The 22,854-nt window shown below is 70.6% G+C and carries 21 protein-coding genes and 1 pseudogene; 9 read left to right on the top strand and 13 right to left on the bottom strand.

Annotation, left to right across the window (positions count from 1 at the left end):
- Window positions 1–36: 36 nt before the first annotated feature.
- Entirely contained in the window at window positions 37–699 is a 663-nt protein-coding gene (locus tag HAV40_RS03330) for a LuxR C-terminal-related transcriptional regulator (RefSeq protein WP_275413496.1), read from the bottom strand.
- A 329-nt stretch (window positions 700–1,028) separates the two neighbouring features.
- Between HAV40_RS03330 and HAV40_RS03325 the strand changes: the two genes are divergently transcribed.
- The 5 genes from HAV40_RS03325 (at window position 1,029) to HAV40_RS03305 (ending at window position 6,882) form a co-directional block, all read left to right on the top strand.
- On the top strand, window positions 1,029–1,604 hold the full coding sequence (locus tag HAV40_RS03325) for a hypothetical protein (RefSeq protein WP_166378827.1): 576 nt from the start codon (window positions 1,029–1,031) through the stop codon (window positions 1,602–1,604).
- A gap of 3 nt (window positions 1,605–1,607) precedes the next feature.
- Entirely contained in the window at window positions 1,608–2,036 is a 429-nt protein-coding gene (locus HAV40_RS03320) for a hypothetical protein (RefSeq protein WP_166378825.1), read from the top strand.
- A complete protein-coding gene (locus HAV40_RS03315; RefSeq protein ID WP_166378823.1) occupies window positions 2,033–3,850 on the top strand; it encodes a hypothetical protein in 1,818 nt (605 codons plus the stop codon). The genes HAV40_RS03320 and HAV40_RS03315 overlap by 4 nt, the downstream gene beginning before the upstream one ends.
- On the top strand, window positions 3,847–5,286 hold the full coding sequence (locus HAV40_RS03310) for a hypothetical protein (protein ID WP_166378821.1): 1,440 nt from the start codon (window positions 3,847–3,849) through the stop codon (window positions 5,284–5,286). Before HAV40_RS03315 ends, HAV40_RS03310 begins: the two co-directional genes overlap by 4 nt.
- A gap of 156 nt (window positions 5,287–5,442) precedes the next feature.
- The gene (locus HAV40_RS03305; RefSeq protein WP_239086692.1) at window positions 5,443–6,882 is read left to right on the top strand and encodes a M1 family metallopeptidase; all 1,440 of its coding nucleotides are present in this window, start codon (window positions 5,443–5,445) and stop codon (window positions 6,880–6,882) included.
- Between the two features lie 52 nt (window positions 6,883–6,934).
- Here HAV40_RS03305 and HAV40_RS03300 read toward each other — a convergent pair whose 3' ends face one another.
- Complete coding sequence (locus HAV40_RS03300) at window positions 6,935–7,672, bottom strand: SDR family oxidoreductase (RefSeq protein WP_166378817.1); 738 nt, start codon at window positions 7,670–7,672, stop codon at window positions 6,935–6,937.
- 114 nt (window positions 7,673–7,786) lie between these two features.
- Window positions 7,787–8,710 (bottom strand): 2-hydroxyacid dehydrogenase, encoded by a 924-nt coding sequence (locus HAV40_RS03295; protein WP_166378815.1) that lies wholly within the window; start codon window positions 8,708–8,710, stop codon window positions 7,787–7,789.
- A gap of 206 nt (window positions 8,711–8,916) precedes the next feature.
- Between HAV40_RS03295 and mdlC the strand changes: the two genes are divergently transcribed.
- Window positions 8,917–10,530: a benzoylformate decarboxylase gene (gene mdlC / locus HAV40_RS03290; RefSeq protein ID WP_166378813.1), complete on the top strand. Its 1,614-nt coding sequence runs from the start codon at window positions 8,917–8,919 to the stop codon at window positions 10,528–10,530.
- Window positions 10,531–10,573: 43 nt separating this feature from the next.
- Here the strand turns inward: mdlC and HAV40_RS03285 are convergent, their stop codons facing one another.
- The 5 genes from HAV40_RS03285 to HAV40_RS03265 all read right to left on the bottom strand — a co-directional run bounded on the left by HAV40_RS03285 (window position 10,574) and on the right by HAV40_RS03265 (window position 16,839).
- Complete coding sequence (locus HAV40_RS03285) at window positions 10,574–11,365, bottom strand: hypothetical protein (protein WP_166378811.1); 792 nt, start codon at window positions 11,363–11,365, stop codon at window positions 10,574–10,576.
- 281 nt (window positions 11,366–11,646) lie between these two features.
- The gene (locus tag HAV40_RS03280; protein ID WP_166378810.1) at window positions 11,647–12,972 is read right to left on the bottom strand and encodes an ABC transporter substrate-binding protein; all 1,326 of its coding nucleotides are present in this window, start codon (window positions 12,970–12,972) and stop codon (window positions 11,647–11,649) included.
- A gap of 44 nt (window positions 12,973–13,016) precedes the next feature.
- Window positions 13,017–13,901, bottom strand: a complete 885-nt coding sequence (locus HAV40_RS03275; protein ID WP_308441050.1) for a carbohydrate ABC transporter permease — start codon at window positions 13,899–13,901, stop codon at window positions 13,017–13,019.
- A complete protein-coding gene (locus HAV40_RS03270) occupies window positions 13,898–14,821 on the bottom strand; it encodes a carbohydrate ABC transporter permease (RefSeq protein ID WP_166378808.1) in 924 nt (307 codons plus the stop codon). The genes HAV40_RS03275 and HAV40_RS03270 overlap by 4 nt, the downstream gene beginning before the upstream one ends.
- Entirely contained in the window at window positions 14,818–16,839 is a 2,022-nt protein-coding gene (locus tag HAV40_RS03265; protein WP_166378806.1) for a beta-galactosidase, read from the bottom strand. Before HAV40_RS03265 ends, HAV40_RS03270 begins: the two co-directional genes overlap by 4 nt.
- A 217-nt stretch (window positions 16,840–17,056) precedes the next feature.
- Between HAV40_RS03265 and HAV40_RS03260 the strand changes: the two genes are divergently transcribed.
- Window positions 17,057–18,076, top strand: coding sequence for a LacI family DNA-binding transcriptional regulator (locus HAV40_RS03260; protein WP_239086691.1), 1,020 nt, complete (start codon window positions 17,057–17,059; stop codon window positions 18,074–18,076).
- A gap of 86 nt (window positions 18,077–18,162) precedes the next feature.
- Window positions 18,163–18,891 carry an SAM-dependent methyltransferase gene (locus HAV40_RS03255; RefSeq protein WP_166378802.1) on the top strand — a complete coding sequence of 243 codons (729 nt, stop codon included), beginning with the start codon at window positions 18,163–18,165 and terminating at the stop codon, window positions 18,889–18,891.
- A gap of 308 nt (window positions 18,892–19,199) precedes the next feature.
- On the opposite strand, the gene HAV40_RS03250 is transcribed toward HAV40_RS03255, so the two are convergent.
- Entirely contained in the window at window positions 19,200–19,643 is a 444-nt protein-coding gene (locus HAV40_RS03250; protein ID WP_166378800.1) for a hypothetical protein, read from the bottom strand.
- A 180-nt stretch (window positions 19,644–19,823) separates the two neighbouring features.
- On the opposite strand from HAV40_RS03250, the pseudogene HAV40_RS38280 reads away from it, so the two are divergent.
- Window positions 19,824–20,610: pseudogene (locus HAV40_RS38280) on the top strand (tyrosine-type recombinase/integrase); the annotation flags it as partial.
- 42 nt (window positions 20,611–20,652) lie between these two features.
- Here the strand turns inward: HAV40_RS38280 and HAV40_RS03240 are convergent.
- From HAV40_RS03240 to HAV40_RS03225, 4 genes are all read right to left on the bottom strand, one after another.
- Window positions 20,653–20,847, bottom strand: a complete 195-nt coding sequence (locus HAV40_RS03240; protein WP_166378799.1) for a hypothetical protein — start codon at window positions 20,845–20,847, stop codon at window positions 20,653–20,655.
- Complete coding sequence (locus HAV40_RS03235; protein ID WP_166378797.1) at window positions 20,844–21,026, bottom strand: hypothetical protein; 183 nt, start codon at window positions 21,024–21,026, stop codon at window positions 20,844–20,846. The genes HAV40_RS03240 and HAV40_RS03235 overlap by 4 nt, the downstream gene beginning before the upstream one ends.
- A gap of 189 nt (window positions 21,027–21,215) precedes the next feature.
- Window positions 21,216–22,451, bottom strand: a complete 1,236-nt coding sequence (locus HAV40_RS03230; protein WP_166378795.1) for a helix-turn-helix domain-containing protein — start codon at window positions 22,449–22,451, stop codon at window positions 21,216–21,218.
- Window positions 22,448–22,756, bottom strand: coding sequence for a putative quinol monooxygenase (locus HAV40_RS03225; RefSeq protein ID WP_166378793.1), 309 nt, complete (start codon window positions 22,754–22,756; stop codon window positions 22,448–22,450). The genes HAV40_RS03230 and HAV40_RS03225 overlap by 4 nt, the downstream gene beginning before the upstream one ends.
- Between the last annotated feature and the right edge of the window lie 98 nt (window positions 22,757–22,854).

Genomic DNA, 22,854 nt, shown 5'->3' with positions numbered 1-22,854 from the left:
GACCGGCTGCGGCTCGTGGCCGGTCCGCAAGCCCGGTCAGGAGGCCGCGGCGAGCCAGGTCAGCGTCGCGCGGACGCGGCGGTTGTCGTCGGCGCTGGGGTGCAGGTCGAGTTTGGCGAAGATGGACCGCAGGTGGGCGTCGACGGTGCGTTCGGAGACCAGCAGCCGCCGGCTGATCGCGGCGTTGCTCATGCCCTGCGCCAGGCCGGACAGGACCTCCCGCTCGCGGGTGCTGAGCACGTCGAGCCGGGTGTCGCCGGTGTCGCCGAGAAGCCGGTCGACGATGTGGGCGTCGACGACCGTGCCGCCGTCGGCGACCCGGCGCAGGGCGGCGAGGAAGTCGTCGACGTCGAGGACCCGGTCCTTGAGCAGGTATCCGAACCGGGCCGGCGGGTCGTCGAGCAGCCGCGTCGCCAGGGCCTGCTCGATGACCTGGGACAGGACCATGACGCCGAGGTCGGGATAGGTCTCGTGCAGGTACAGCGCGGCGCGGGCGCCCTCGTCGGTGTGCGTGGGCGGCATGCGCACGTCGACGATCACCAGGTCCGGGCGGTACGCGGCGACCGCGGCGGTGAGCGCGCGGGCGTCGTCGACCTGCGCCAGCACCCGCATGCCCGCCGAGCCGAGCAGCCGGACCAGCCCGTCACGCAGCAGCACCATGTCCTCGGCGATGACGACCCGCAGTGCGGCGGCGTTCACGGGGCCGCTCCGGCGTCGGCCCCCGCCCATACCCGCATCCGGTGCTGCCGGTGTTCGCGCGTGCCGATGGTGATCACTGCCGAATGATAGGAAACCCAGGCCAGCGCGCACACCATACCAGCGGATGATCTTCGGTTCGGCTGGTGGCGGAGCCGACCGGCCGTTGCCGCCCACGCCGTTTCTGTCGGATGGCGGCCAGCCGGTGCCGCACCACGTCGTCGCAGCTGACGGAGGGTCCCGGCCGCTGTTAGGTGCTAGCACCGATGTGGCCGCCACCCGAGCGTTCCTAGCATTCACAGCGCTGGAGACCGAGCTGATGAGGAGTGCACATGAGACCGATGATGTGGTCGCTGGCGATGGCCGCGGTGCTGCTGTCCGCCACGGCGTGCGACCCGGAGGACGCCGCCGAGAAGCCACCTGCGGGGGCGGGGGCGGGCAAGTACATGAGCGCGTACACGACGGTCACCTACGACCTGTCCGGTGGCGTGTCCTTGAAGGGCACGACCGAGGCGGCGGCATACGTCGAAGGTGAGGTCTCCCTCGACTCGTGCACCAAGTACGGCAAGGGCGGCACCAAGGACGGCAAGGGCATCTTCACGCTGCCGTACCGGGAGAAGTCGAAGATCGAAGGCAAGACCATCCACCTGCAGGCCAACGTATCGCCATACCAGGGGCCCGGCACCTACGAGGGGAACAAGCCGCTCGCGGGCGTCATGGGCAGCGAGCCGGGCCTGTTCATCGACCAGGAGGGCTACTCGGTCGGGTTCGAGGGCGCGACCAGCACCCTGACCGTCAACGCCGACGGCAGCGGCAGCTGGAAGTTCACCGGGATGCTGCCCAACAGCCACGCCCTCAAGCCGATCAACGGCACCATCACCTGGACCTGCGCCGAGCGGGAGCGCTGAGCGATGCCACGGCCGCAGGGCACCGGCGCGCACCTGGCCCGCTGGGTGACACCCCTGACGCTGGCGGTCGCCCTGCTGGCCGGATGCGACCCGGACACGCCCCCGGCCGCCGCCCCGGCACCGTCCGCCAGCGCGGACCCCGGCTCGCCGCCGGTGTGTCCGACCGGACGGCCGGGGCCCGCGGCGGACGGCTCCCGCGATCCGTTCGCCGCACCGGGCGCACGTCAGGTGCCCGGCCCGGCGATGACGCCGGTGCCCGTCCCGGCCGTGCCGACGACGCAGGTCATGCAACGCCCGGCGAGCCCGGACGAGGGCGCGGCCGCGCTGCAGCCCAACGGCAGGCCGTCCGGGCGTCCCGCGCCGAGCGTTCCCGCCGGCATCAGCAACGATCCCGCCTGCCTGCTGGCGGCGGTAGCCGAGGAGGGCCCGTGAACCGCCGGATCGTCACGCTCGCCCTGCTATTGGCCCTGACCGGCTGCGATCCCGGCAACGAGACACCGTCCGCGGCGGAGACCGCGCAGGCACTGGCCCCGGGTCAGGTCCGCCACGAGGTCGGGGTGACGTTCCAGTACGGCTCGCTGCTGGCCACCGTCGGCGACGCCGTCTACGACCAGCAGCGCGCCGAATACCTGCTGGCGGTGCGGTACCGCAACATCGGCGACGCCTGGGCGGACTCCAACGTGCTGGCCTCGCTGCGTATGGCGACCGGTGCGGTTCCGATGACCTCGCCCGGCATGCCGCGCATCCCGCCGCGGGCGGTCGCCGAGGTCACCTACACCGCGCAGGCGGTCTCCGCCGACCCGACCACCGGCGGCCGGGTCGTTTTCGGCGGCGAGCAGCGCGAACAGGCCGCGGTCGCCCTCGACGGCGCACCGTCGGCGGTCTTCACGCCGACGGCACAGCCCCTGGACGTATGGCTGCGCAACGGCAAGTACACGGTGCACGTGACCCGGGCCCGGGTGCTCGCCGGTTCCATCGGGGCCCTCAATCAGCAGGCCGAACCGGGGCGGCGGGTGCTGCGGCTGGACTTCGACCTGTTCGCGCACCGGTTCGACCCGGTCAACGGGTTCTTCCCGCAGGAGCACCTGCTGCTCGTGCCGCCCGGCGGCGGCGAGCCGATCCAGGCCCTGGACACCAGTGCCGGGGTGATCCCGCGCAGCTGGACCCTGTTCGGCGGCAACTGGGCCGACTTCCCGGTCCCCGCCGCCTACCCCGGCGACTACCGGTTGCGGCTGTCCAGCGTGTCCACGAAGGGCTTCGCCACGTTCCACCCCGACAAGATCGTGTACGCGACCGCAGGCCTCACCATCGGCGCGGGCGCACCGTCCGACGCTCCGGGACCGGACCTGCCCACGCCCGTGCCCGTGCTCGGCGCGCAGCCGTCGGCCGCCGTGCCGTCCGGGTTCGACGTCGCCGTCACGACCGGCACCGTGAACGTGCCCGGTTTCGCCTTCACACCGCGCCGGCTGCGCTACGACCCGACCGCGCGCACCGCGACCCTCGACGGCGAAGCCCGCTATCTGACCAGCGACAACGCCGACTCGACCAGTCCGCTGTACGTGCCGCCGCAGTTCACGTTCAACGTGGCGCTGGTCGACGGCGGCCGCTACCACCCGGGTTCGGTGACCGGCGGCATGACGGTCGCCACGACCGGCACCACGCCGGTGACGCTGCGGTTCGACGCCGTCGACCGGCTCGCCCCGGACAGCGCCGCGCTGCTGGTCGGCCCGTCCAACAGCATGGCGTCGAGCCTGCCCCTGGGCGACGCGTCGACCGTCCCGCCGTACCCGACGGCCGTGGCCACCGGACCGGTCACCGCGCCGCCGATCGTCGCCGGTGACTGGACCGTGCAGGTCACCTCCTACCGGCTGGGGCTGCTGTCCTCGGTGCCTGCCCCGGCTCCGGGCACCCGCCAGCTCGAACTGCGGATGACCGTCACCTGCTCGCCGGCCGCGCGGGCGCGGGCGCTGGGCTTGGTGTTCCGCCCGGCGGGCATGGTGTTCCTGCTGGCCACCGGCGGCTACCTGACCCAGCTCGTGGCCGACGGCGGTATCGGCGACTTCCAGCCCGGCCAGACGCAGGAGCTCAGCGTCCTGTTCTCGGTGCCGGACTCGTTCACCCCGGCCCGGTTGGGCCTGACCGTGCGGGGCGTCGACGAGGTCGCCGACCTGTTCACCGACAAGTTCGCCGAGACGACCGGCGGCATCGACCTCGGTGCCGCCGGGGCCGGAGAGGATCTGTCTTGAGAACGCCCGCGATGATCACCGCGCTGCTCCTGGTCGCCGCCGTCGGCCTGACCGGCTGCGGGCCCGACGAGCTGTCGATGGAGGAGGCCGAGGCCCGTTACGGCAAGGCGCCGCGGCCGGATTCCTCCATCACTCTGGATCCCGACGTGGTGCTCATCGACGGCGGGCCGACCGCGATCCGCGGCATCGACCCGGCCCGGATGACGATCACGCTCGACGGCGACGCCGGTGGTGTCGCCGACCTCAAGCCGGGCAAGGTGCTGTTCGCCAGTGCCCTGGCCGTCGGCCGGGTCGTGCGAACCGCTGCCGAGGGCGATGACGTCGTGGTGACGATCGCGCCGGTCGACGTGACCGACGTGATCCGCGACGGGCACCTGCAGTTCGACGAGGAGCTGTCGTTCGGCCAGGCCAGCATCGTCGACGCGGGTACGGCTCCGGGCGGCTACGAGTACACCGACATCTCGGTCAAGGACGACCCGAGTCCTGCCACCTCGGCCCCGGCCCCGGCCAGTCCGGCGGCCTTCGGCCGTACCGTGGACGACACCGCGCTGGCGGTGACGGCAGGATTCGGCCTACGCCAACCCGGTGCGCGGGTGCGCAAGCCGGCCGGGGAGGTCGAGCCCGAAGGCGACTGGAAGTTCGGCGTCGTGCACGACGGCAACCGGCTGGGCCTGCAGGCGACCCTCGACCACAAGGGCACGAAGATCAACAGTGAGTTCCATGTCACCTACGACCGGCCGAAGTTCCGCGCCGACCTCACCATTCGCAGCAACGCGATCGAGGTGGCCCGCGACCCGCAGGTGATCCTCGACGGGATCCAGTCGATCGGCATCAAGATCGACAGCGGCAGTGGGCAGGGGCTGCGCGGCAACGGCCGCTGGACCGTGGACGTCCCCGCACAGCTCGTCAGCAGCCAGTTGCTGATCTACGGCGTACCGATGACGCTCAAGGTCGGTTTCAAGCTGTCCGTCGCGACCGCCTTCAGCGCCAAGAACTCCACCCTCAGCGCCGAGGGCGAATGGTCCGTCCACGGGCCGATCGGCGGCGGCAAGCCGCCCACCCTCGGCACGCTCAAGAGCATCACCAACTCGATCCGCGGCACCTCGCTCGGCATCAACGGCTTCGTCTGGGGCGCGGCGCTGACGGTGAAGCTCGGCTTCGGCATCCTCGCGCTGTCGGCCGGACCGTACGCCAAACTCGCCGCGACCGTGGGCCTGACCCTCGGGTCCGACCTGGCCATCGTGCGCTGTCAGAGCGCGACCCTGAACGTCGCGGCGTCGGCGGGCATCGGCGTCGACGCCAGCGAACCGGCGAAGAAGGCGCTGGGAAAGGTCCTCGGCACCGCGGTGGACGCGCTGAAGAAGATCGAACTCAAGAAACACGACATCTACCGCAAGACCCGCAACTCGCCGCCGCTGGCCATCTGTGGCGGCTGACCGGGGTGTGAAACGCCCGGCAGCGGCGCTGCGGTGTTCACCTGATCTTTACTTCACCACCTCAACCGATCGAGTGTGCCATTGCGTCTGGTCGAGAGTTCATCCCTCACTTCTCGACGGAGCGCCACCTTGTATACCCGCACAACCATCGTCGCAGTGACGCTCCTGGCGCTGCTCGGCGGCTGCACCACCGGATCACCGGCGCCCGAGGCCACCCCGTCGGCCGCGCCGGCCACCGGCCTGCCGGGGGAGTACGCCGCCTACGCCGCCGGTCTGTCCACACCGGTCGTCGACTCCCAGTACCCGGAGCACGGCACCGACGCCGTCGACGTGCTGCACTACGGGCTGGAGCTGGCGTGGTCGCCCACCAAGCGGGTGCTCACCGGCACGGCGACCCTGCGCGTCCGGCCGACCCGCGACGCGGCGTCGGTCAGCCTCGACTTCAAGCCATACAAGATCACCCGACTCAGCCTCGACGGCGGCCCCGCCACCGGCGCGGTCACCGCGGAGAAGCTGGTCGTCCAGTCGCCGGTGAAGGCCGACGTCCCCTTCACGCTCGTCGTCGGCTACGAAGGCAAGCCGAGCACCACTCCGTGGCCGACCACGACCCGCGGCGACGAGCACCCGCTCGGCCTGACCGTCGACAGCGCCGGCGGCCTGTGGACCATGCAGGAGCCGTTCGGCGCGTTCACCTGGTATCCCGCCAACGACCAACCTTCGGACGAGGCGCTGTACGACATCGCGGTCACCGTCCCCGAGGGCTGGTCGGCGGTCGCGTCGGGCACCCCGCAGGACCAGCAGGGCGATACCTTCCGCTACCGCAGCACGGTGCCGGTCGCGTCCTACCTGACCACCCTGGCGGTCGGCAAGTACAGGACGGCCACCGCGACCGGCCCGCACGGCCTGCCCATCACGTACTGGTACCACGCCGATCAGGCGTCGTACCTGCCGATGATGAAGAAGACCGCCGAGCAGCTGGAATGGCTGGCGAAGCGCTTCGGCCCGTACCCGTTCGACGCGGCGGGCGTGGTCATGGTCGAGTCGCCGTCGGCGATGGAGACCCAGCAGATGGTCACCATGGGAGACCGGTTCGGGCAGATGGGTCCCCGCAACTTCGACGGCACGCTACTGCACGAGTGGGCGCACCACTGGTTCGGCGATGCCGTCACCCCTGCCGACTGGCGCGACTTCTGGCTCAACGAGGGCTGGGCGCTCTACGCCCAGCGCCTCTACGAGGCGGAGGTCTACCCCGGCGAGATGAGCCCGGCCGAGCGCATCGCACAGAACCGGGAACTCGACGGCACCTACCGCAAGCAGTACGGCCCGCCGGGCAAGCCCAACGCCGCCGAGTTCGGCAACACCTGCATGTACACCTGCGCCTCGGCGATGCTGCGCCAGCTGCACCAGGCGCTGGGCGACGACCGCTTCTTCGCGCTGGCCCGCGGCTGGGTCCAGGACAACCTGCACACGCAGCAGAGCCGGGCGTCGTTCACCGCGTACGTCAACCGCAAGACCGGCCACGACTTCACCGCGCTGATCGACACGTGGCTGGACTCACCGACCACACCGCCGGAGACCGGCCCGCTGCCGAACTGATCGACCGCGGGGCGTGGCCGCAGATTACGGCGCTGCCACGCCCCGCGTCGCGTCAGAGCATGCGCAGGGCTCCGCCGTCGACGGGCAGCATCACGCCGGTGAGGTAACCGGCGGCCGGGGAGAGCAGGAACGCGGCGGCGCGACCGAACTCCGCCGGCTCGCCGAACCGGCCCAGCGCGTTGTCCGGGGGCTTGCCGCAGGTGATCGCCGACAGCTCCTTCTGGCGGTCGGTGGCGATGTAGGCCGGCATGAGCCCGTTGACTCTGATCCCTTTCGGACCCAGCTCATCGGTGAGCGTCTTGGCCAGCATCGCCAATCCGGGCCGCAGGCCGTTGGAGACGGCCAGGCCGGGGATGGGCTCGCGTACCGAGGAGGAGAGCACGAACGTGATCGACCCACCGGTGCCGCAGGTCCCGGCGACCGCCTTGGCGATCCGCAGCGCCCCGAGGAAGGTCGACTCGAACGCCTGACGCCACACCTGGTCCTCGACGTCCATGGCGGTCCCGACCGGCGGCCCGCCGACGCTGATCATGGCACCGTCCAGGCGCCCGAACGTGGTCAGCGCGGCGGCGACCAGCGCGTCCCCGGTGGCCGGGTCGGCGTTGTCCGCCACGACGCCTACCGCGTGCTCCGCACCGCCGAGCCCTCGGGCAGCCTCCGCGACACCGTCACCCAGGCCCGTGATGACGACCTTGGCACCGTCGGCGGTCAGCGCCTGCGCAGCGGCCAGGCCCAGGCCCCGGCTGCCGCCGGTGACGACGTAGACGTGGTCCTTGACGCCGAGGTCCATCGCGACACCCCTTCCTCACCGGCCGTTCACGTCACGGGCGGCTGCCTGACCAGCAGGAGCCAGGCGTCGACCCCACCTACGCCGCCGGTCACCAGCCATCCGCGGTTCCTGTGCTCAGTACCCGCCCTCGACCTTGTTGAGCAGCGGCTCGCCCGCCGTGAAGCGGCGCACCTGGTCGGCCACGAGGCGGTAGGCGCGAGGTAGCACGCCCTTGGTGGCACCGCCGATGTGTGGCGTGAACAGGACATCGGGCAGGTTCCACAGGGGATGGTCAGTCGGCAGCGGTTCAGGGTCGGTGACGTCCAGCGCCGCCCGGATCCGGCCGGTGGACAGCTCTGCGACCAGGGCGTCGGTGTCGACGACCGGCCCACGTGCGGCGTTGACGAGCAGCGCTCCGTCGGGCATGGCCGCGAGGAAGGGCGCGTCGACCATGCCCGTGGTATGCGCGGTCAGCGGCAGCAGCAGCACGACGATGTCGGCCTGCGGCAGCAGCCCGGGAAGGTCGTCCACGCTGTGCATGCCGTCGTGAGCGGTATGCGCGACGTAGGTCAGGTGCACCCCGAACGGTGCCAGTCGCGCTGCCGTGGCCTGCCCGATCGATCCCGCGCCGACGATCATCACGCGCTTTCCGGCCAGTTCGTCGGTGAGGCCGACATCCGTGTGAGCGAACCTGTGCTCGTGCTGTGCCAGGGCGAGGTAGTCCAGTCGGCGCAGGCTGGACAGGATCGCCGCGACGACCCACTCCGCGACGTCCACGTCGTGGACGCCCCGTGCGTCACACAATGTCACTCCGTCGCTCAGCTGCCCCACCCACGCGTCCGCGCCCGCGCTCAGTAGCTGCACCACACGCAGACCGGACATGCGCTGGGCGAGTGCGACGGTCTCGGCTCCCCCGAGCAGCGGCGGAACCCAGAACTGGACGTCAGAGGGGTCCCCGGGAAACGGGGCGTCGGCCGCCGCCAGCACCTGTACGCCGACCCCGTCGGGAAGCGCCCCCATCAGCTCGCGCCCGAGTTCGTGAGCGATCCATAGCTGCATCAACACACCGTAAGCGCCGGAACGACCTGCGTACGGGCGTTCGGCGCAGTTGCCCTGCCGTGCGGGACCGGTCATTCGCACCACTCAGCGTTGTTATATCTGTACGCTGTGTTGGTTACGTGATCATGCGTGTCGGTGAACCGCTGCGTGGGAGACGTGCCTCGCGGTCGCTCGGTGCGCTCAGTGGCGAGGAGTGGTCGACCGATATGAACAACATCAAGACGACGGTCCACGGCGTGACCTACGACCTGCTGAGGTCGCTCGGTCTGACCACGGTGTTCGGCAATCCGGGGTCCACCGAGCAGACGTTCCTGCAGGACTTCCCCGACGACTTCCACTACGTCCTGGCCCTGCAGGAGGCGTCGGCGATCGCGATGGCCGACGGGTTCGCCCAGGCCACCGAACGTCCGGCGCTGGTCAATCTGCACTCGTGCGCGGGGCTGGGCAACAGCATGGGCAATCTGATCGCGGCCTACAAGGGACATACGCCGCTCATCGTCACCGCGGGGCAGCAGCACCGCGAGATGCTCGTCGGAGACCCGTACCTGGCCAGCCCCGACGCCACCATGATGCCGCGTCCGTGGGTGAAGTGGGCCTACGAACCGGCCCGCGCCGAAGCCGTGCCCGAGGCGTTCATGCGGGCGTACGCGATGGCACTGCAGCCGCCCGCGGGCCCGGTCTTCCTGTCGATCCCGCTCGACGACTGGAACCACCCCCTGGACGGTCCGGCGATCCGGCGCTCGGTCAGCAGCAGTTTCGCACCGGATCCCGAGCGCCTGCGCCACTTCGCCGACCGCATCAGCGCCAGCCAGCACCCCGCCCTGGTGTTCGGGCCGGACGTGGACCGGGTGGGCGGCTGGCAGGACGCCGTGGCCCTGGCCGAGAAGCTCAACGCCGCCGTCTACGGCGCCCCGCTGGCCGACCGCACCTCGTTCCCCGAGGACCACCCGCTGTACCAGGGACCGCTGGGCATGTCCCTGCAGAGCGTCAGCGAGCGGCTCGAAGGGCACGACCTCGTCGTGGTCATCGGGACCGAGGTGTTCCGGTACTACCCGTGGGTGCCCGGCGACATCCTGCCCGCGGGCACCGACCTGCTGCACATCACCCAGGACCCGGGCGCCGCCGGTGCCGCGCGGGTCGGTGACAGCCTGCTCGGCAACCCGCAGCAGGCGATCCGGCAGCTGACCGAGCTGGTGGCCGTCGGCAGCGCCCGCACCGCACCGCCGCCGCTGGCGTGGCCGCGCGAGCTGCCCGCCACCCCCAGCAGCCCGCTAACCCCCGACGAGGTCTACGCGGCGCTGAGCCGGGTACGGCCGCCGCACGCGGTCATCGTCAACGAGTCCACCTCGACGATGGGCCAGCACGCCCAGTGGCTGCCGACCACCGAACCGCGGTCGTTCTACGGCACGGCCAGCGGCGGTATCGGCTGGGCCGTGCCCGCCACCGTCGGCATCGCCATGGGCCTGCGGGCGCGCGAGGTGAAGCGACCGGTGGTCGCCCTGGTCGGCGACGGCTCCTTCCAGTACTCGATCCAGGCACTGTGGACCGCTGCGCAGCACCGCCTGTCCGTCGTCTACGTGGCCATGCGCAACGGCGAGTACTCCATCCTGAAGTCCTTCGCCGAGCTGGAGCACACCCCGGGCGTGCCCGGGCTGGACCTGCCCGGACTCGACATCGTGGGCGTGGCGCGCGGATTCGGCTGCCGCGGCGTCGAGGTCACCACCACCGAGCAGCTGGAGGCCGAGTTCACCGCCGCCCTGGGCGCGGACGGCCCCACCGTCATCGTGGTGACCACCGCACCGCAGAAGACGGCGCTCTAGACCCCGTGACGGCTGCCGCCGGGCCGGAACGGCCCGCGCAGGTTCACGTTCCCGGGGTGCCGGGAAATACCAGGATGAGATATTCGTACTCGCCGTCGCCGACTGTCGAGTCGTGGTCGACGTCCTGCCAGATGGTGACGCAGACACGGTCGTGCCAGTCGGCGACGGCGGTGAGGGTGGCCGCGCTCGGCTCGTAGACGTGGTCGGGGAAGGCGGTCGGCGGGGGCACCGCCGAGGGGACGTCGAACTTGGCGTAGCGGACGCTGAGTTTGTCGTTGTCTATGCGGTCCATGCTGTCGCTGTCGATGAACTCGTGGGAGCCGTCGTCGAGGGTCATGATGCCGTTGGGCCGCACGGTGCCGGCCCGCTGCCGTCCTAAGCGGAACACGGTGTCTTCGGCTTTCGTGTCCGGGGGAATGTTGAAGTTGGTGGTGGTCTTCCAGGCGTTGACGCGGAAGATGTCGCTCTGGGCGGGCCGAGGGAAGTGGATCTCGAACGGAGCCGACTCCATCGCCGCGCCGACGCGGGTGACGAAGTCGCCGTGGGTCAGGCCGCTGGTGTAGTCGGTCATCGGCACCTGGTGGCCGTTCTGCCAGAGGGACAGTCCCAGCGTCGGCGTGTAGGCCAGGTCCGACTGCGGCGTCGGCGAGGCGCTGGGTGCGGGTGAGGCGCCGGGCGTAGGTCCTGCCTGGTCGACCGGGTCGTCGGGCAGTGCCTTGATGGACACGATCAGTGCGATCACGGCCACGACCGTGCCGAAGGCGGTCAGCACACCCGACAGTGAGGTCCACCAGGCCAGGCTGAACCTCTTAGGCTGGTTCCGGCCTTCCGTCATCCTTAACCACCTTGATCAAGTAAACGCGCATCGCGATGACAAACTCGCTCAGCGTAGTCGACCTCATCACCGGTCCAATCGGGACCGTCACCAGCCGCCCCAGGCACCCTCCGTCGGGCCGGAAAGACGCAGGTGGGAAGGGCTCCTCAGCACGTCCACGCGGGACATGTCAGGTCAGACGCACGAAGCGTCGACACTGAGGCGACCTTCCCACCAGCGATCTTCCCACCAGCACCGGGCCCGGTCGAGCCAGTCCGGCACCGGATCCGGCCAGCCGGCGATCAGGCGACCGGGATCGCCTGGTTCTTGAGGGTCTGGACGGTGAAGGCCTGCGCGCCGGTGAGCGCGTCGGTGAGAGTGCCCTTGCCGGAGACCGCCGCCTTGAAACCGTCGGAGGCGTTGGCGTAGGTGGCCGTCATCGCCGGTCCCCAGGTGAAGCCGGACGGGACCTGCGTGGACGCCTTGGCGAACACCTCGTAGATCTTCTGGTCGCCGTAGAAGGCCACGCCGCTGGCCAGCGCGGGCAGGTTCGCCCCCGCCTTGGTGGCCGGGTACAGGTTGGCCTTCTGGTTGAGCAGGGTCAGGGCCTCGTCGCTGGTGTTGAGCCAGAGCGCGAACTTCGCCGCCTCGTACGGGTGCTTGGACGTCTTGAACACCGCCGTCGAGGACCCGCCCCAGTTACCGGCGCTGGCCTGCCCGGCGTCCCACTGCGGCATCGGGGCGACCCGCCACTTGCCGGCGGTCTTGGGCGCGCCGGTGGCGATCGAGTTCGCGCCCCAGACCGCCGAGACCCACGTCCAGGCCTGGTCGGTGTTGTAGGCGTTGTCCCACTCGGCGGTCCACGGCGGCACCGACGACACGAGCTTGCGGTCGATCAGGTCCTGCCAGTACTGCGCGACCTTGGTGGTCTTGTCGTCGGTCAGGCTGACGGTCCACTTCTGCCCGTCGTTGCCGAACCAGTGGCCGCCCGCCTGCCAGGCCAGCCCCGCGAACTGGTTGATGTCGCTCTGGGAGAAGTTGGTGATGTGGCCACCGGCGGCCTTGACCTTCTCCGCGGCGGCGGCGTACTCCTGCCAGGTGGCCGGAATGGCGATGCCCGCCTTCTCGAACAGGTCCGCGCGGTAGAACAGGGCCATCGGGCCGGTGTCCTGCGGCACCCCGTACGCGGCCTTGGCGTCGCCGAGGCTGACCTGGTCCCAGGTCCAGGGGAGGAACTGGTCCTTGGCCTGGGCGACGATGTCGCAGGAGCCGATGTCGAGCAGGCCGTCCTGGACCCGGAACCCGGGCAGGGCGTCGTACTCGATCTGTCCGAGGTCCGGGGCGTTGCCGGCCTTGAGCTGGTTGAAGAAGTTCTGGTAGGTGCCGCCGTTGCCGTTCGGGCCGGTCTGGACCTTGACCTGGATGTCGGGGTTCTTGGCGTTCCAGGCCTGCACGACCTCCTCGATGCCGGGCACCCAGGAGGTGAAGGCCAGGTTGACGGGGCCGCCGCCGGACGGTGCGCAGGCAGCCGCGCCGGTGCCGCCGGGCGAGGCGTCGGGGGAGGAGCAGGCGGTGACGGCGACTGCTGAGGTCAGCAGCACGCCCAGGGTGCGCAGAAACGCGCTCATCAGGGCAACCTTTCGGTGAGGGAGATGTTGCGGGGGAGGGGGTGTCACTTGACCGCGCCGGTGCTGATCCCGGTGCGCCAGAACCGCTGGAGCAGCAGGAACGCGACGGCAAGCGGTGCGATGGAGATCAGCGAGCCGACGATGACCAGGCCGCGCAGCTCGGGGACCTGGTTGACCTGGGTGTTCCAGGAGTAGAGGCCGAGGGTGACCGGGAACAGCCGCTCGTCGCTGAGCATGATCAGGGGCAGGAGGAAGTTGTTCCAGACGGCGACGAAGTGGAACAGGAAGATCGTCACCAGAGCCGGGGACATGAGCTTGGCCGAGATCGTGAAGAAGGTGCGGATCTCGCCGGAGCCGTCGATGCGGGCCGCTTCGAGCAGCCCGTCGGGCACGCCCGCGGTGGCGTAGACGCGGGCCAGGTAGACCCCGAACGGGTTGACGAGGCTGGGTAGGAACACCGCCCAGAACGTGTTGGTGGCGTGCATCTTGCTGAAGATGAGGAACAGCGGCAGGGCCAGCGCGGTCGCCGGGACGAGCACGCCGCTGAGCACCACGTTGAAGATGACCTCGCGCCCGGGGAAGCGGTACTTGGCCAGCGCGTATCCGCACATGGCGGCCAGCAGCGTGCCCAGCAGCGCCGCGCCGCCGGTGTAGGCGACGCTGTTGAGGATCCACCGCAGGAACACCCCGTCGCGGTAGGTGACCAGCTCGCGGACGTTGTCGAACAGGTGCAGGTCGGCGAACCACAGCGGCTGGGTGTCGGTGAACTGCTCGCGGCTCTTGGTCGCACCGACGAACAGCCACCACAGCGGCAGCAGGAAGTAGACGGTGCTGACGCCCATGATGAGCATCGCCGCGGAGCGGGGCACGGTGCTGTGCCCGTGGCGGCGTACGGATGCGGCGGGTGTGGTGGGGAGGGTGGTCGTCACGGCATGCCCCTGCGCTGGGTGGTCTTGAGGAAGGCGAAGGAGAGGACGAAGGTGGTCAGGGCCAGCACCACGGAGAAGGCCGCGGCCAGGTTGAAGTTGGGGATGGCCGACATCGAGAAGACCGTCATGTTCGGGGTGTAGGTGCTGGACACCGCGGAGCTGAAGCTGCGGAACACCTGCGGTTCGGCCAGCAGTTGCAGGGTGCCGATGATGGAGAACACGGTGGTGAGCACGATCGCGGGCATCACCAGCGGGATCTTGATGGACCACGCGATGCGCAGGCGGCTGGCGCCGTCGAGGTGTGCGGCTTCGTACATCTCGGTGGGGATCGCCATCAGCGCCGAGTAGATGATCAGCATGTTGTAGCCGACGTAGACCCAGGTGACGACGTTGGCGATGGACCACAGCACGGTGTCGGCCGACAGCAGGTCCACGGTGCTGGTGATCGGCTTGAGCGGGGACAGGTTGGGGGAGTACAGGAAGCCCCACATGATCGCGGCGACGACGCCGGGCACGGCGTACGGGACGAAGAACGCCAGCCGGAAGAACCGCCGCCCGGTGACCAGTCCCGAGTCGAGCAGCAGCGCCAGCGCCAGGGCGAGGCCGAGCATGACCGGGACCTGGACCGCGCCGAAGGCCAGCATCCGCCCGACGGAGCCCCAGAACGGGCCGTCGCTGAAGACCAGCCGGTACTGCGCCAGGCCGCCGAAGACCTCCCGGGCGGGGCCGTAGGTTCCGGTGCGCTGCACGACGTACAGCGACTGCACGATCGCGTACACGATCGGGACCAGGTAGAACAGGGCGAACAGCACGCCGAACGGGGCGACGAACAGGGCGATGGCGCGGGTGTAGCGGGTCGGGCGCCGGTTGCGCCGGGCGGCGCTCTCCGGTGCCTGTGGCGGGGTGGCGACTTGTGTCATCGGGTCAGCTCCTGTCTGACTACGCGCACCGTGCCGGCGGGGACCCGCAGCACCGTGCCGGTGTGTTCGCCGGTGAGCAGTTCGTGGCCGGTGATGGGGTGTTCGATGTCCTTGGCCCCGTGGTTGATCACGAAGGTGTAGCGGTGTTCGCCGCCACGGCGGTGCACGACCTCGACGGTGCCGTCGCTTTCGGGTCCGGCGGCGCTCACGCCCGCCTCGCGTACCGCGCGGCGCAGCACGTCACGCAGGTCGGCGGGGTCCAGCGCGGTGGCGACGTACCAGGCCTGGCCTGAGCCGTGGTGGTTGCGGGTCACCGCGGGCACCCCGGCGAGCGGGCCGTCGGCGTACCGGTCGATGGTCTCGGCACTGGTGGTGTGCAGCAGTTCGGTCCAGACCGTGGCGCGCGCGCCGCTGTCCAGCACCGTGTCGCCGCCGGGCGGTAGCGGCACGAACTCCTCGACCGTGATCCCGAGCAGGTCGCGGAACGCGCCGGGGTAGCCGCCGAGCCGGATCCGGTCGTGCTCGTCGACGATGCCGCTGTAGAAGGTGACCACGGCGTGGCCACCGGCCCGCACGTGCTCGGCCAGGGCCGCGGCGTCGGCGTCGCGGACCATGTGCAGGCAGGGCACGACCACCGCGCGGTATCGGCTGAGGTCGGCCGACGGCGCGACGACGTCGGTGGTGACGCCGAGCTCGCGCAGCGCCCGGTGGACCGCGTGGACCTGGTCGAGGTAGCGCACGCCCTGCGACGGGCGCGCCTCGGTGTCGGTGGCCCACCACGACTCCCAGTCGAACAGGATCGCGGTCTCGGCCTCGACGGTGCTGCCGCTGACCTCGGCGAGCCGGTCGAGGGCCGACGACAGTTCGAGGACCTGCCGCCAGCCGGCGGTCTCGGTGCCGGCGTGGGGCACCATCGCCGAGTGGAACTTCTCGGCGCCCTGTGCGGAGGCGCGCCACTGGAAGAAGCACAGGGCGTCCGCGCCGCGCGCGACGTGGGTCAGCGAGTTGCGCAGCATCTGGCCAGGGGCCTTGGGCAGGTTGTACGGCTGCCAGTTGACCGCGCCGGTGGCCTGCTCCATGAGCATCCACGGCTGCCCGGCGGCCAGGCCGCGGGTCAGGTCGGCGGCGAACGACAGCTCGGCGGTGGGGTCGGCCAGCCGGTGGTCGAGGTAGTGGTCGTTGGCGATGACGTCCATCGCCGGAGCCCACTTCCAGTAGTCGAGGTTGCGGATGTGGGCGGTGACCATGAAGTTGGTGGTGATCGGCGCGCTGGAGTGCCCGCGCAGGATGTCCGCCTCGGCCAGGTAGCACTCCAGCAGCGCGTCGGAGCTGAACCGCTGGAAGTCGACGAGCTGCGCGGGGTTGCGGGTGGACAGCGTCAGCCGTGGCGGGTCGATCTCGGCCCAGTCGGCGTAGCGCTGGCTCCAGAACGCGGTGCCCCAGGCCCGGTTGAGGCTGTCGAGGTCGCCGTAGCGGCGGGCGAGCCAGTCCCGGAAGGCCTGGGCGCTGGCGTCGTCGTAGCACAGCGCGTTGTGGCAGCCCAGCTCGTTGGACACGTGCCACATCGCCAGCGCCGGGTGGTCGCCGTAGCGGCGCGCGACCTGCTCGACCAGGGTCAGGGCGTGCTCGCGGAAGACCGGCGAACTGGGACAGAACGCCTGCCTGCCGCCGGGGTAACGGGTGGTGCCGTCGGCGGTGACGGGTAGGACCTCGGGGTGGCGGTGGGTGAGCCAGGGCGGGGGCGAGGCGGTGCCCGTGCCGAGGTTGACGCGGATGCCGTTGGCGTGCAGCAGATCGATGATCTTGTCTAGTGTGGTGAAGTCGTATCGGCCGGGCTGCGGCTCGATGGCCGACCAGCCGAAGATGTTGACGGCGACGAGGTCGACGCCGGCGGCGCGCATGAGGGTCATGTCTTCGTGCCAGACGGATTCGGGCCACTGCTCGAAGTTGTAGTCGCAGCCGAGCCCGATGCCCTGCCATGGCATCGGGCGGCTGTGCCGCGGTGTCTGGTGACGCATGGACCTTCCCTCTGTTGCTCGGGCCTGGGCCCGGGTGGCGCATGGTGCCTGTGCTGTGCCGTCTGCCCAGGTGGGGCCGGGTCTGCCGGGGTCGCCATCCCATGTGTGCACGAGCACACATGGGGCTGCGGCTACCGACGGATGACGGATGTGTGAACGAGCACACACGCTAGCCACGGGACTGGGCGGCGTCAATAGCGTCGTTTACAGTGACGGCGTGACGACCTCCGGTGCACCCCGGCGCTCCACCGTGAAGGACATCGCCGCCGCGGCAGGGGTGTCCCGCGGCACGGTGAATCGCGTGCTCAACGGCGGCTACGTCTCACCCGAAGCCCGCGCCGCGATCCAGGCGGCCATCGCCGAGGTCGGCTACGTCCCCAACACCGCGGCCCGCAACCTCAAACGCCGCCGCTCCGAGGCCGTCGGCTTCCTCGCCCTCGAACCCCACACCGTGCTGCTGGAAGACCCCAACATCGGGGCGATCATGCTCGGCGCCAACGCCGTGCTGTCACTGGCCGGATACCAGATGGTCAGCCTGGTCATCGACTCCGACCGCGACACCGAACGCGTCGCCCGCTACCTCAGCGGCGGCTTCGTCGACGGGGCGATCATCGTCTCCGCCCGCGCCTACGACCCGATCACCACCCTCATCGGTCAGATCGGGCTGCCCGCCGTGTTCGTCGGACACCCACCCGACCTCACCAACGCCATCCCGTTCGTGGGCATCGACAACGTCGGCTCCGCCCGCGCCATCACCCAGCGGCTGATGGCCACCGACCGAAGGCGTATCGGCATGATCGCGCCCGCCCTCAACCGCGACTCCGGCGTCGACCGGCTCACCGGCTTCCGCGAGGCGCTCGGCGACCGCTTCGACCCCGCGCTGGTCGCCGAGGTCCCGCACTACGACTACGCCGGCGGCGTAGCCGGGATGCGGACGCTGCTCGACCGCGAGCCCGCCCTCGACGGCGTCTTCGCCGCGTCCGACGCGGTCGCCGCCGGGGCCATGCAGGTGCTGCGCGAAGCCGGCCGCGACGTACCGGGCGACGTCGGCGTGGTCGGCTTCGACGACAGCTCGTGGGCGGACCGCACCCAGCCGCCGCTGTCGACCGTCCACCAGCCCGCCCGCGAGATCGGCCGCCGCGCCGCCGAACTCGTCCACCGCCAGATACTCGGCGACGAGGACGTGCCCGGCAGCGTGCTGCTGCCCTCGCCGGTCGTCTGGCGCCACTCGGCCTGACCCGTCGCGGTGGCGCGCATCGCGGCCCAGGCTGCCGCAAACCGGCGGTCGCGGCCGCACCCGGCACCTCACTAACATCGACGTTCATGGACATACCCAATGTGGCCAGGATGTACGACTACTACCTCGGCGGCACCGAAGCGACCCCAGTCGACCAGGCCGCCGCCGAGCAGGTGCTCGCCGCGGCTCCCCAGGTGCGGGTGGCCGTACGAGAGAACCGCCAGTTCCTGGACCGGGTCGTCACCCACCTCGCGGCGCTCGGCATCCGCCAGTTCCTCGATCTCGGCAGCGGCCTGCCCACCCAGCGCAACGTGCACGAGCTGCTGCCGCCCGGCGCGCGGGTGGTCTACGTCGACTACGACCCGCACGTCGTGGACCGCAGCCGGACACTGCTGGCCGACGTCGACAACGCGACGTGCCTGCTCGGCGACGTGCGGGAGCTGGACGCCATCCTCGACGGATGCGAGCTCGACCTCTCCCGGCCCGTCGGCGTGCTCATGCTGGCCGTGCTGAACTTCGTCGGCGACGAGGACGACCCGGCCGGACTGCTCACCGCGCTGCGGCCGCGGCTGGCCGAAGGCAGTCACCTGGCCGTGTCGCACGGCGCCCGCGAGGACGCGGACCTCGTCGAGGGCATCCAGAGCAGGTATCAGCGGGCCAGCGGGCAGGCGGTACTGCGTACCAGGGAGGAGGTTCTCGGCCTGTTGGCGGGTTGGCGGGTGGAGCCGCCCGGCGTCGTCTACGGTGCCCAGTGGCCGCACGCCTCGGCGGACCCGGGCACGCGGCTCACCTTCGCGGTCCTCTGCAGACCGTGAAAGATGCCGGATCAGGGCGTATCGCGTGCCGCCCGCCATGCCCCGCCACGTCTATCGTGCGGGCGGGCCTGCGTCCCGGCACCGCTGCGGAACCCGCCCCGGCGAGCCTGCCCGAAGGCGGCCACCTCGCCTGAGATCGCATGGTGCACATGCCATGCTCCACGCGGTCCCCGACTTGTTTGCCGACGCCTCTGACGACCTTGCCGAGAAGGTTCCCGCCGCGAAGGGCAGGGAACCTTCGTAGGACACCGGCAATGGGTCTTGCGGTCCTGAGGAGAACGCCAGGATGCCGCGTCGGACGGCGCTGCTCAGATGGCATGGACCTGCTGCAGGGCGGCTGCGAGCGCCTCGGCGTTCTTCTTGTCGACGCGAGGGAAGGTGAGAGCCACGCCGTCGCCCGAGGTGCCGAACGCGATGCGCAGCAGGCTGACGATACCCATCTTGGCCTCGACGAGGTGGGCGTTGGTGCGGGCTACCTGTCCGATGATCTTCTTCCCTGGGCCGCCGAGGAAGGTCTGCGGCAGGAAGATCAGACGGTGGCTGGTGACCACGATGTACTGCCGACGGCTGGCGGTCAGCGCGACGCCCACCGCGCCCGCGCCCTCCAACAGCACGGCTTGGCTGACGACCGCCCCAAGCCTGCCGGACGAAAAGCTCCCGACCGTGGCCCGTGACGCGGTGACGGGTTGCTCACCGGCCTGCAGAAACGGTGCGACCTGTTCGAACGCGCGGGCCTGCAGTTTCTGGCGCATGCTGTGCTCTTTTCTTGCGGCTGTTCTTCACGTGATCATGGACGAGGCTAGCGAGCTGGGCGACTGAGACCATCCGTTGATCGGTCAGGGCGCAGCGGTATTCGTAGGAGGCATGTCGGCTGGCGACCAGCCTGTGGCCACGGTGACTTCGTCACACGCTGGACCAGCCGAGCCGTCAGAGCGAACGCGCAGCGGTCTCGCGCCGTGCTGTCCGCAGCACTCGCCGACGGGGTGCGCGAGGACCTGCTCGGGCGCAACGTCGTCTCCGCGATCCGGCTGGCCACACCCCGCAGCGACTTGCAGCCCTTCACCGCCGGCGAAGCCCGCCGCTACCTGCTCGCCGCCGCCTACCACCGCCACGGCACCCTGTTCCGAGTTGGCCCTGCGCACCGGCCTGCGCCGAGGCGAACTGCTCGGCCTGCAATGGGCGGCCATCGACCTCGTCAAGGCCCACCTGTACGTGCGCCGCACCCTGACCCGCACCAAGGGAGGCCCGACGTTCCAGCCGGTCAAGACCCACCGCTCGGCCCGCCGGATCGTGCTCCCGCGCGAATGCCTCGCCTCGCTGCGCCGCTACCACGCCCGGCAGAACATCGACAGGCGCGAGGCAGGCCCGGCGTGGCAGGACACCGGGCTCGTGTTCGCCAATCCCACCGGCGGGCCGCTGGACCCCGCCACCGTGCAGCGCAACCACCGGGCCGTCTGCGAACTCGCCGACGTCCGCTCCATCCGGTTCCACGATCCGAGGCACACCTGCGCGACGCTGCTGCTGGAGCAGGGCGTCGACCTGGTCACCATCAAGGACCTGCTCGGCCACGCGCAGATCCACACCACCGCCGACGCGTACTCCCACGTCCGGTTACGCCTACACCGCCAGGCCATCGAGTCGGTCAGCGATGCCCTCGCCGACGAGTCCGACGGCCCGGATCACGACGACCCTGACGCCGGTGATCCCGCGCCTGCGTGAAGCGGTGAACCGATGCCCCGGCTGGAGCACTCCGCCGGGGCGTCAACCGTGCCGTGGGCCGGTCGGCACGCCTGCCGGTGTCGCGGTCGTCGACGTGATCTGACCCCAGCGGTCGCGGCACACGTAGGACAGGCTCGCGTGGATGGGGGTGCCGTCGTTGTCGCGCAGCACCGGGACCCCGCAGTGCAGACACGGCGACACCCGAGGCCAGGTCGGACGGTGAGGTGGGGTGTTCACCGTCGGCCCTCCTCGCCGCCGGTGATGGCGGCGCGTTCCTCGATGGCGATGCGCGCGAACCGCTCCGGTGAGCAGCAGGGACACAGGTGCGTGCCTTTGCGTGGTCGTCGCCGGTAGAGGTCGAGCAGCCACGGCTGACGCGCGATCAGGTCGTCCACGGCCAGGTCAAGGTTCCGCATCCGCATCCTCTCGTCGCGTGGATGCCGGCCGGGTACGTCGGTGCCACCCCTTGTCACACCGACGATCCGGCCGGCCCGGCGCAGCGTCCGTGCCACGCCGATCCCGCACCTCCGCAGCCTGTCTCGGCGAGCGCGGCGGCACGGGTGTCGATGTCGGACGCTACCCGTCTCCCGAATGCGGACTGGTATTTAAAGTGCGGGTCGATGGCTGAGGGTGAGACCGCAGCGGGCGGCCAGCTCCCGTAACGCCGGGTCGGTGCGCATCGGCGTTCGGGCCAGGTCCAGCAGCAGCGAGCGCACCAGCCGGTGTCGGCGCACCTGCTCCGGTGTCAGCTCCTCGGCGTCGATCAGCGCCCGGACCGCTTGCTCCGGGTGATGGCGCTGCATGTGCGCGCGGGCCACGTCGATCAGCAGCCGTGCCTGCCTCTCCGGCGACATGCCGTCGGTGTCGATGCGTGCCGCCGCCCGCAGCGCGCTGCCCGCGTCGCCCAGCTCGACCAGCACCGCGACCTCCTGGATCGCGACGTTCGTCAGCCCGAACTCGGTGTCGTGGTCGTTGCGACCCTCACCCAACCGGCCCGCGAGCTGCCGCGCCTGGGCCAGCCGCTGGTGGGCGGCATCGGCGTCGTTGCGCCTGGCCGAGATCAGCGCCGCCTGCAACCACAACACGCCCTGCACCGAGACCGCCGCCGGGTCCCCGGCCGCGACCAGCGGCGCCAGCGCGTCGACCGCGGTCATCGCGGTGTGCTCGGCCTGGTCATGACGCCGGTCCGCCTGGAACACCAACACCAGTCGGAACGCGCCCTCCGCCATCAGCAGCCGGTCCCCGACGTGGTCGGCGACCCCGATGGCGCGGTCCGCGGCCACCCACGCCGCATCGGACTCGCCCAGCTTCGCCAGCGCCGCCGCCGTCGCGTGATACGCCCTGGCCAGCGACGCACCAGCTGACCTGCGCGCTGCACCCTTCGCAGTGCGGGTCGCCGCTTCCAGACGCGGGATCAGCTCCGCCAACAGCGGCAACAGCCTGTCGTAGTCGGCGGCATGCGCCAACTCCCACGCTCGGGCCACCTCAGCATGGGCCAGCTCCAGATCGACCTGCGGCTCGGGCGGCTGGACAGCCAGCCCCAAGGCCAAGCTCGACGACAGCAGCATCCGCAACGCCACCGCCGGCTCCGGCCGCTGATGCACCGCCGCCACCACGGGCGTGTCCGCCGCCAGTTCCCCCAGCGGCACGCCGAGCACGTCGGCGACTCGGCGGAGCACCGTCATCCGGTCGATCCGCCGTGCGCCGCGTTCTACCTGTGACACCCACGTCTCCGACCGGTCGATCATCGCCGCGAAGTCCCGCTGCGACAGGCCGCGCTGAGAACGGTAGAACGCGACCCGCCGCCCCAGCGCCCGCGCGCCCGGATCGTCGCCACTCATGCAGGCAGCCCCTTCGCCGCGGCCGGGGCCAGAAACTCCACCCGATGCGAAACCAGCAGAGGGTTCTTCGCCGCGTGGAACGCGATCACGTGCTCTGCCGTCTCGTGCGCCTGAAACGCCGCGTCGTCGGCGTAGACCTCGTAGAACAGGCGCGCCAGCGGCTCACCGTTCACCTTGTGCGTGGCGTATACCAGCGTGCCCGGCTCCTTCGCCCGAATCTGCTCCACCGCCTGCTCCGTCAGCTCATCGAACCGGACCGCCGACTCCTCATCACGGATGTCGAACCGCACCACCAGGGCAAACACAGCCACCTCCGAAAACCGTCACCGAAACGAGCCGCACTAATTGTGCGGGTCGCCACCGGGGTGTGCGCAAGCTCTGGCGACCTATCCACATCCGACGG

Origin of the sequence: Catellatospora methionotrophica (assembly GCF_011297335.1) — a bacterium.
Lineage (GTDB): Bacteria > Actinomycetota > Actinomycetes > Mycobacteriales > Micromonosporaceae > Catellatospora > Catellatospora methionotrophica.
Note: the sequence above shows the minus strand (reverse complement) of the source record. Positions and strands in the feature narration are given on the sequence as shown.

Coding starts and splice junctions, on each gene's coding strand:
- HAV40_RS03325 (WP_166378827.1), top strand. CDS start 1,029: ATGAGACCGATGATGTGGTCGCTGGCGATGGCCGCGGTGCTGCTGTCC.
- HAV40_RS03320 (WP_166378825.1), top strand. CDS start 1,608: ATGCCACGGCCGCAGGGCACCGGCGCGCACCTGGCCCGCTGGGTGACA.
- HAV40_RS03300 (WP_166378817.1), bottom strand. CDS start 7,672: ATGGACCTCGGCGTCAAGGACCACGTCTACGTCGTCACCGGCGGCAGC.
- HAV40_RS03295 (WP_166378815.1), bottom strand. CDS start 8,710: ATGCAGCTATGGATCGCTCACGAACTCGGGCGCGAGCTGATGGGGGCG.
- mdlC (WP_166378813.1), top strand. CDS start 8,917: ATGAACAACATCAAGACGACGGTCCACGGCGTGACCTACGACCTGCTG.
- HAV40_RS03285 (WP_166378811.1), bottom strand. CDS start 11,365: ATGACGGAAGGCCGGAACCAGCCTAAGAGGTTCAGCCTGGCCTGGTGG.
- HAV40_RS03280 (WP_166378810.1), bottom strand. CDS start 12,972: ATGAGCGCGTTTCTGCGCACCCTGGGCGTGCTGCTGACCTCAGCAGTC.
- HAV40_RS03270 (WP_166378808.1), bottom strand. CDS start 14,821: ATGACACAAGTCGCCACCCCGCCACAGGCACCGGAGAGCGCCGCCCGG.
- HAV40_RS03265 (WP_166378806.1), bottom strand. CDS start 16,839: ATGCGTCACCAGACACCGCGGCACAGCCGCCCGATGCCATGGCAGGGC.
- HAV40_RS03255 (WP_166378802.1), top strand. CDS start 18,163: ATGGACATACCCAATGTGGCCAGGATGTACGACTACTACCTCGGCGGC.
- HAV40_RS03250 (WP_166378800.1), bottom strand. CDS start 19,643: ATGCGCCAGAAACTGCAGGCCCGCGCGTTCGAACAGGTCGCACCGTTT.
- HAV40_RS03235 (WP_166378797.1), bottom strand. CDS start 21,026: ATGCGGAACCTTGACCTGGCCGTGGACGACCTGATCGCGCGTCAGCCG.
- HAV40_RS03230 (WP_166378795.1), bottom strand. CDS start 22,451: ATGAGTGGCGACGATCCGGGCGCGCGGGCGCTGGGGCGGCGGGTCGCG.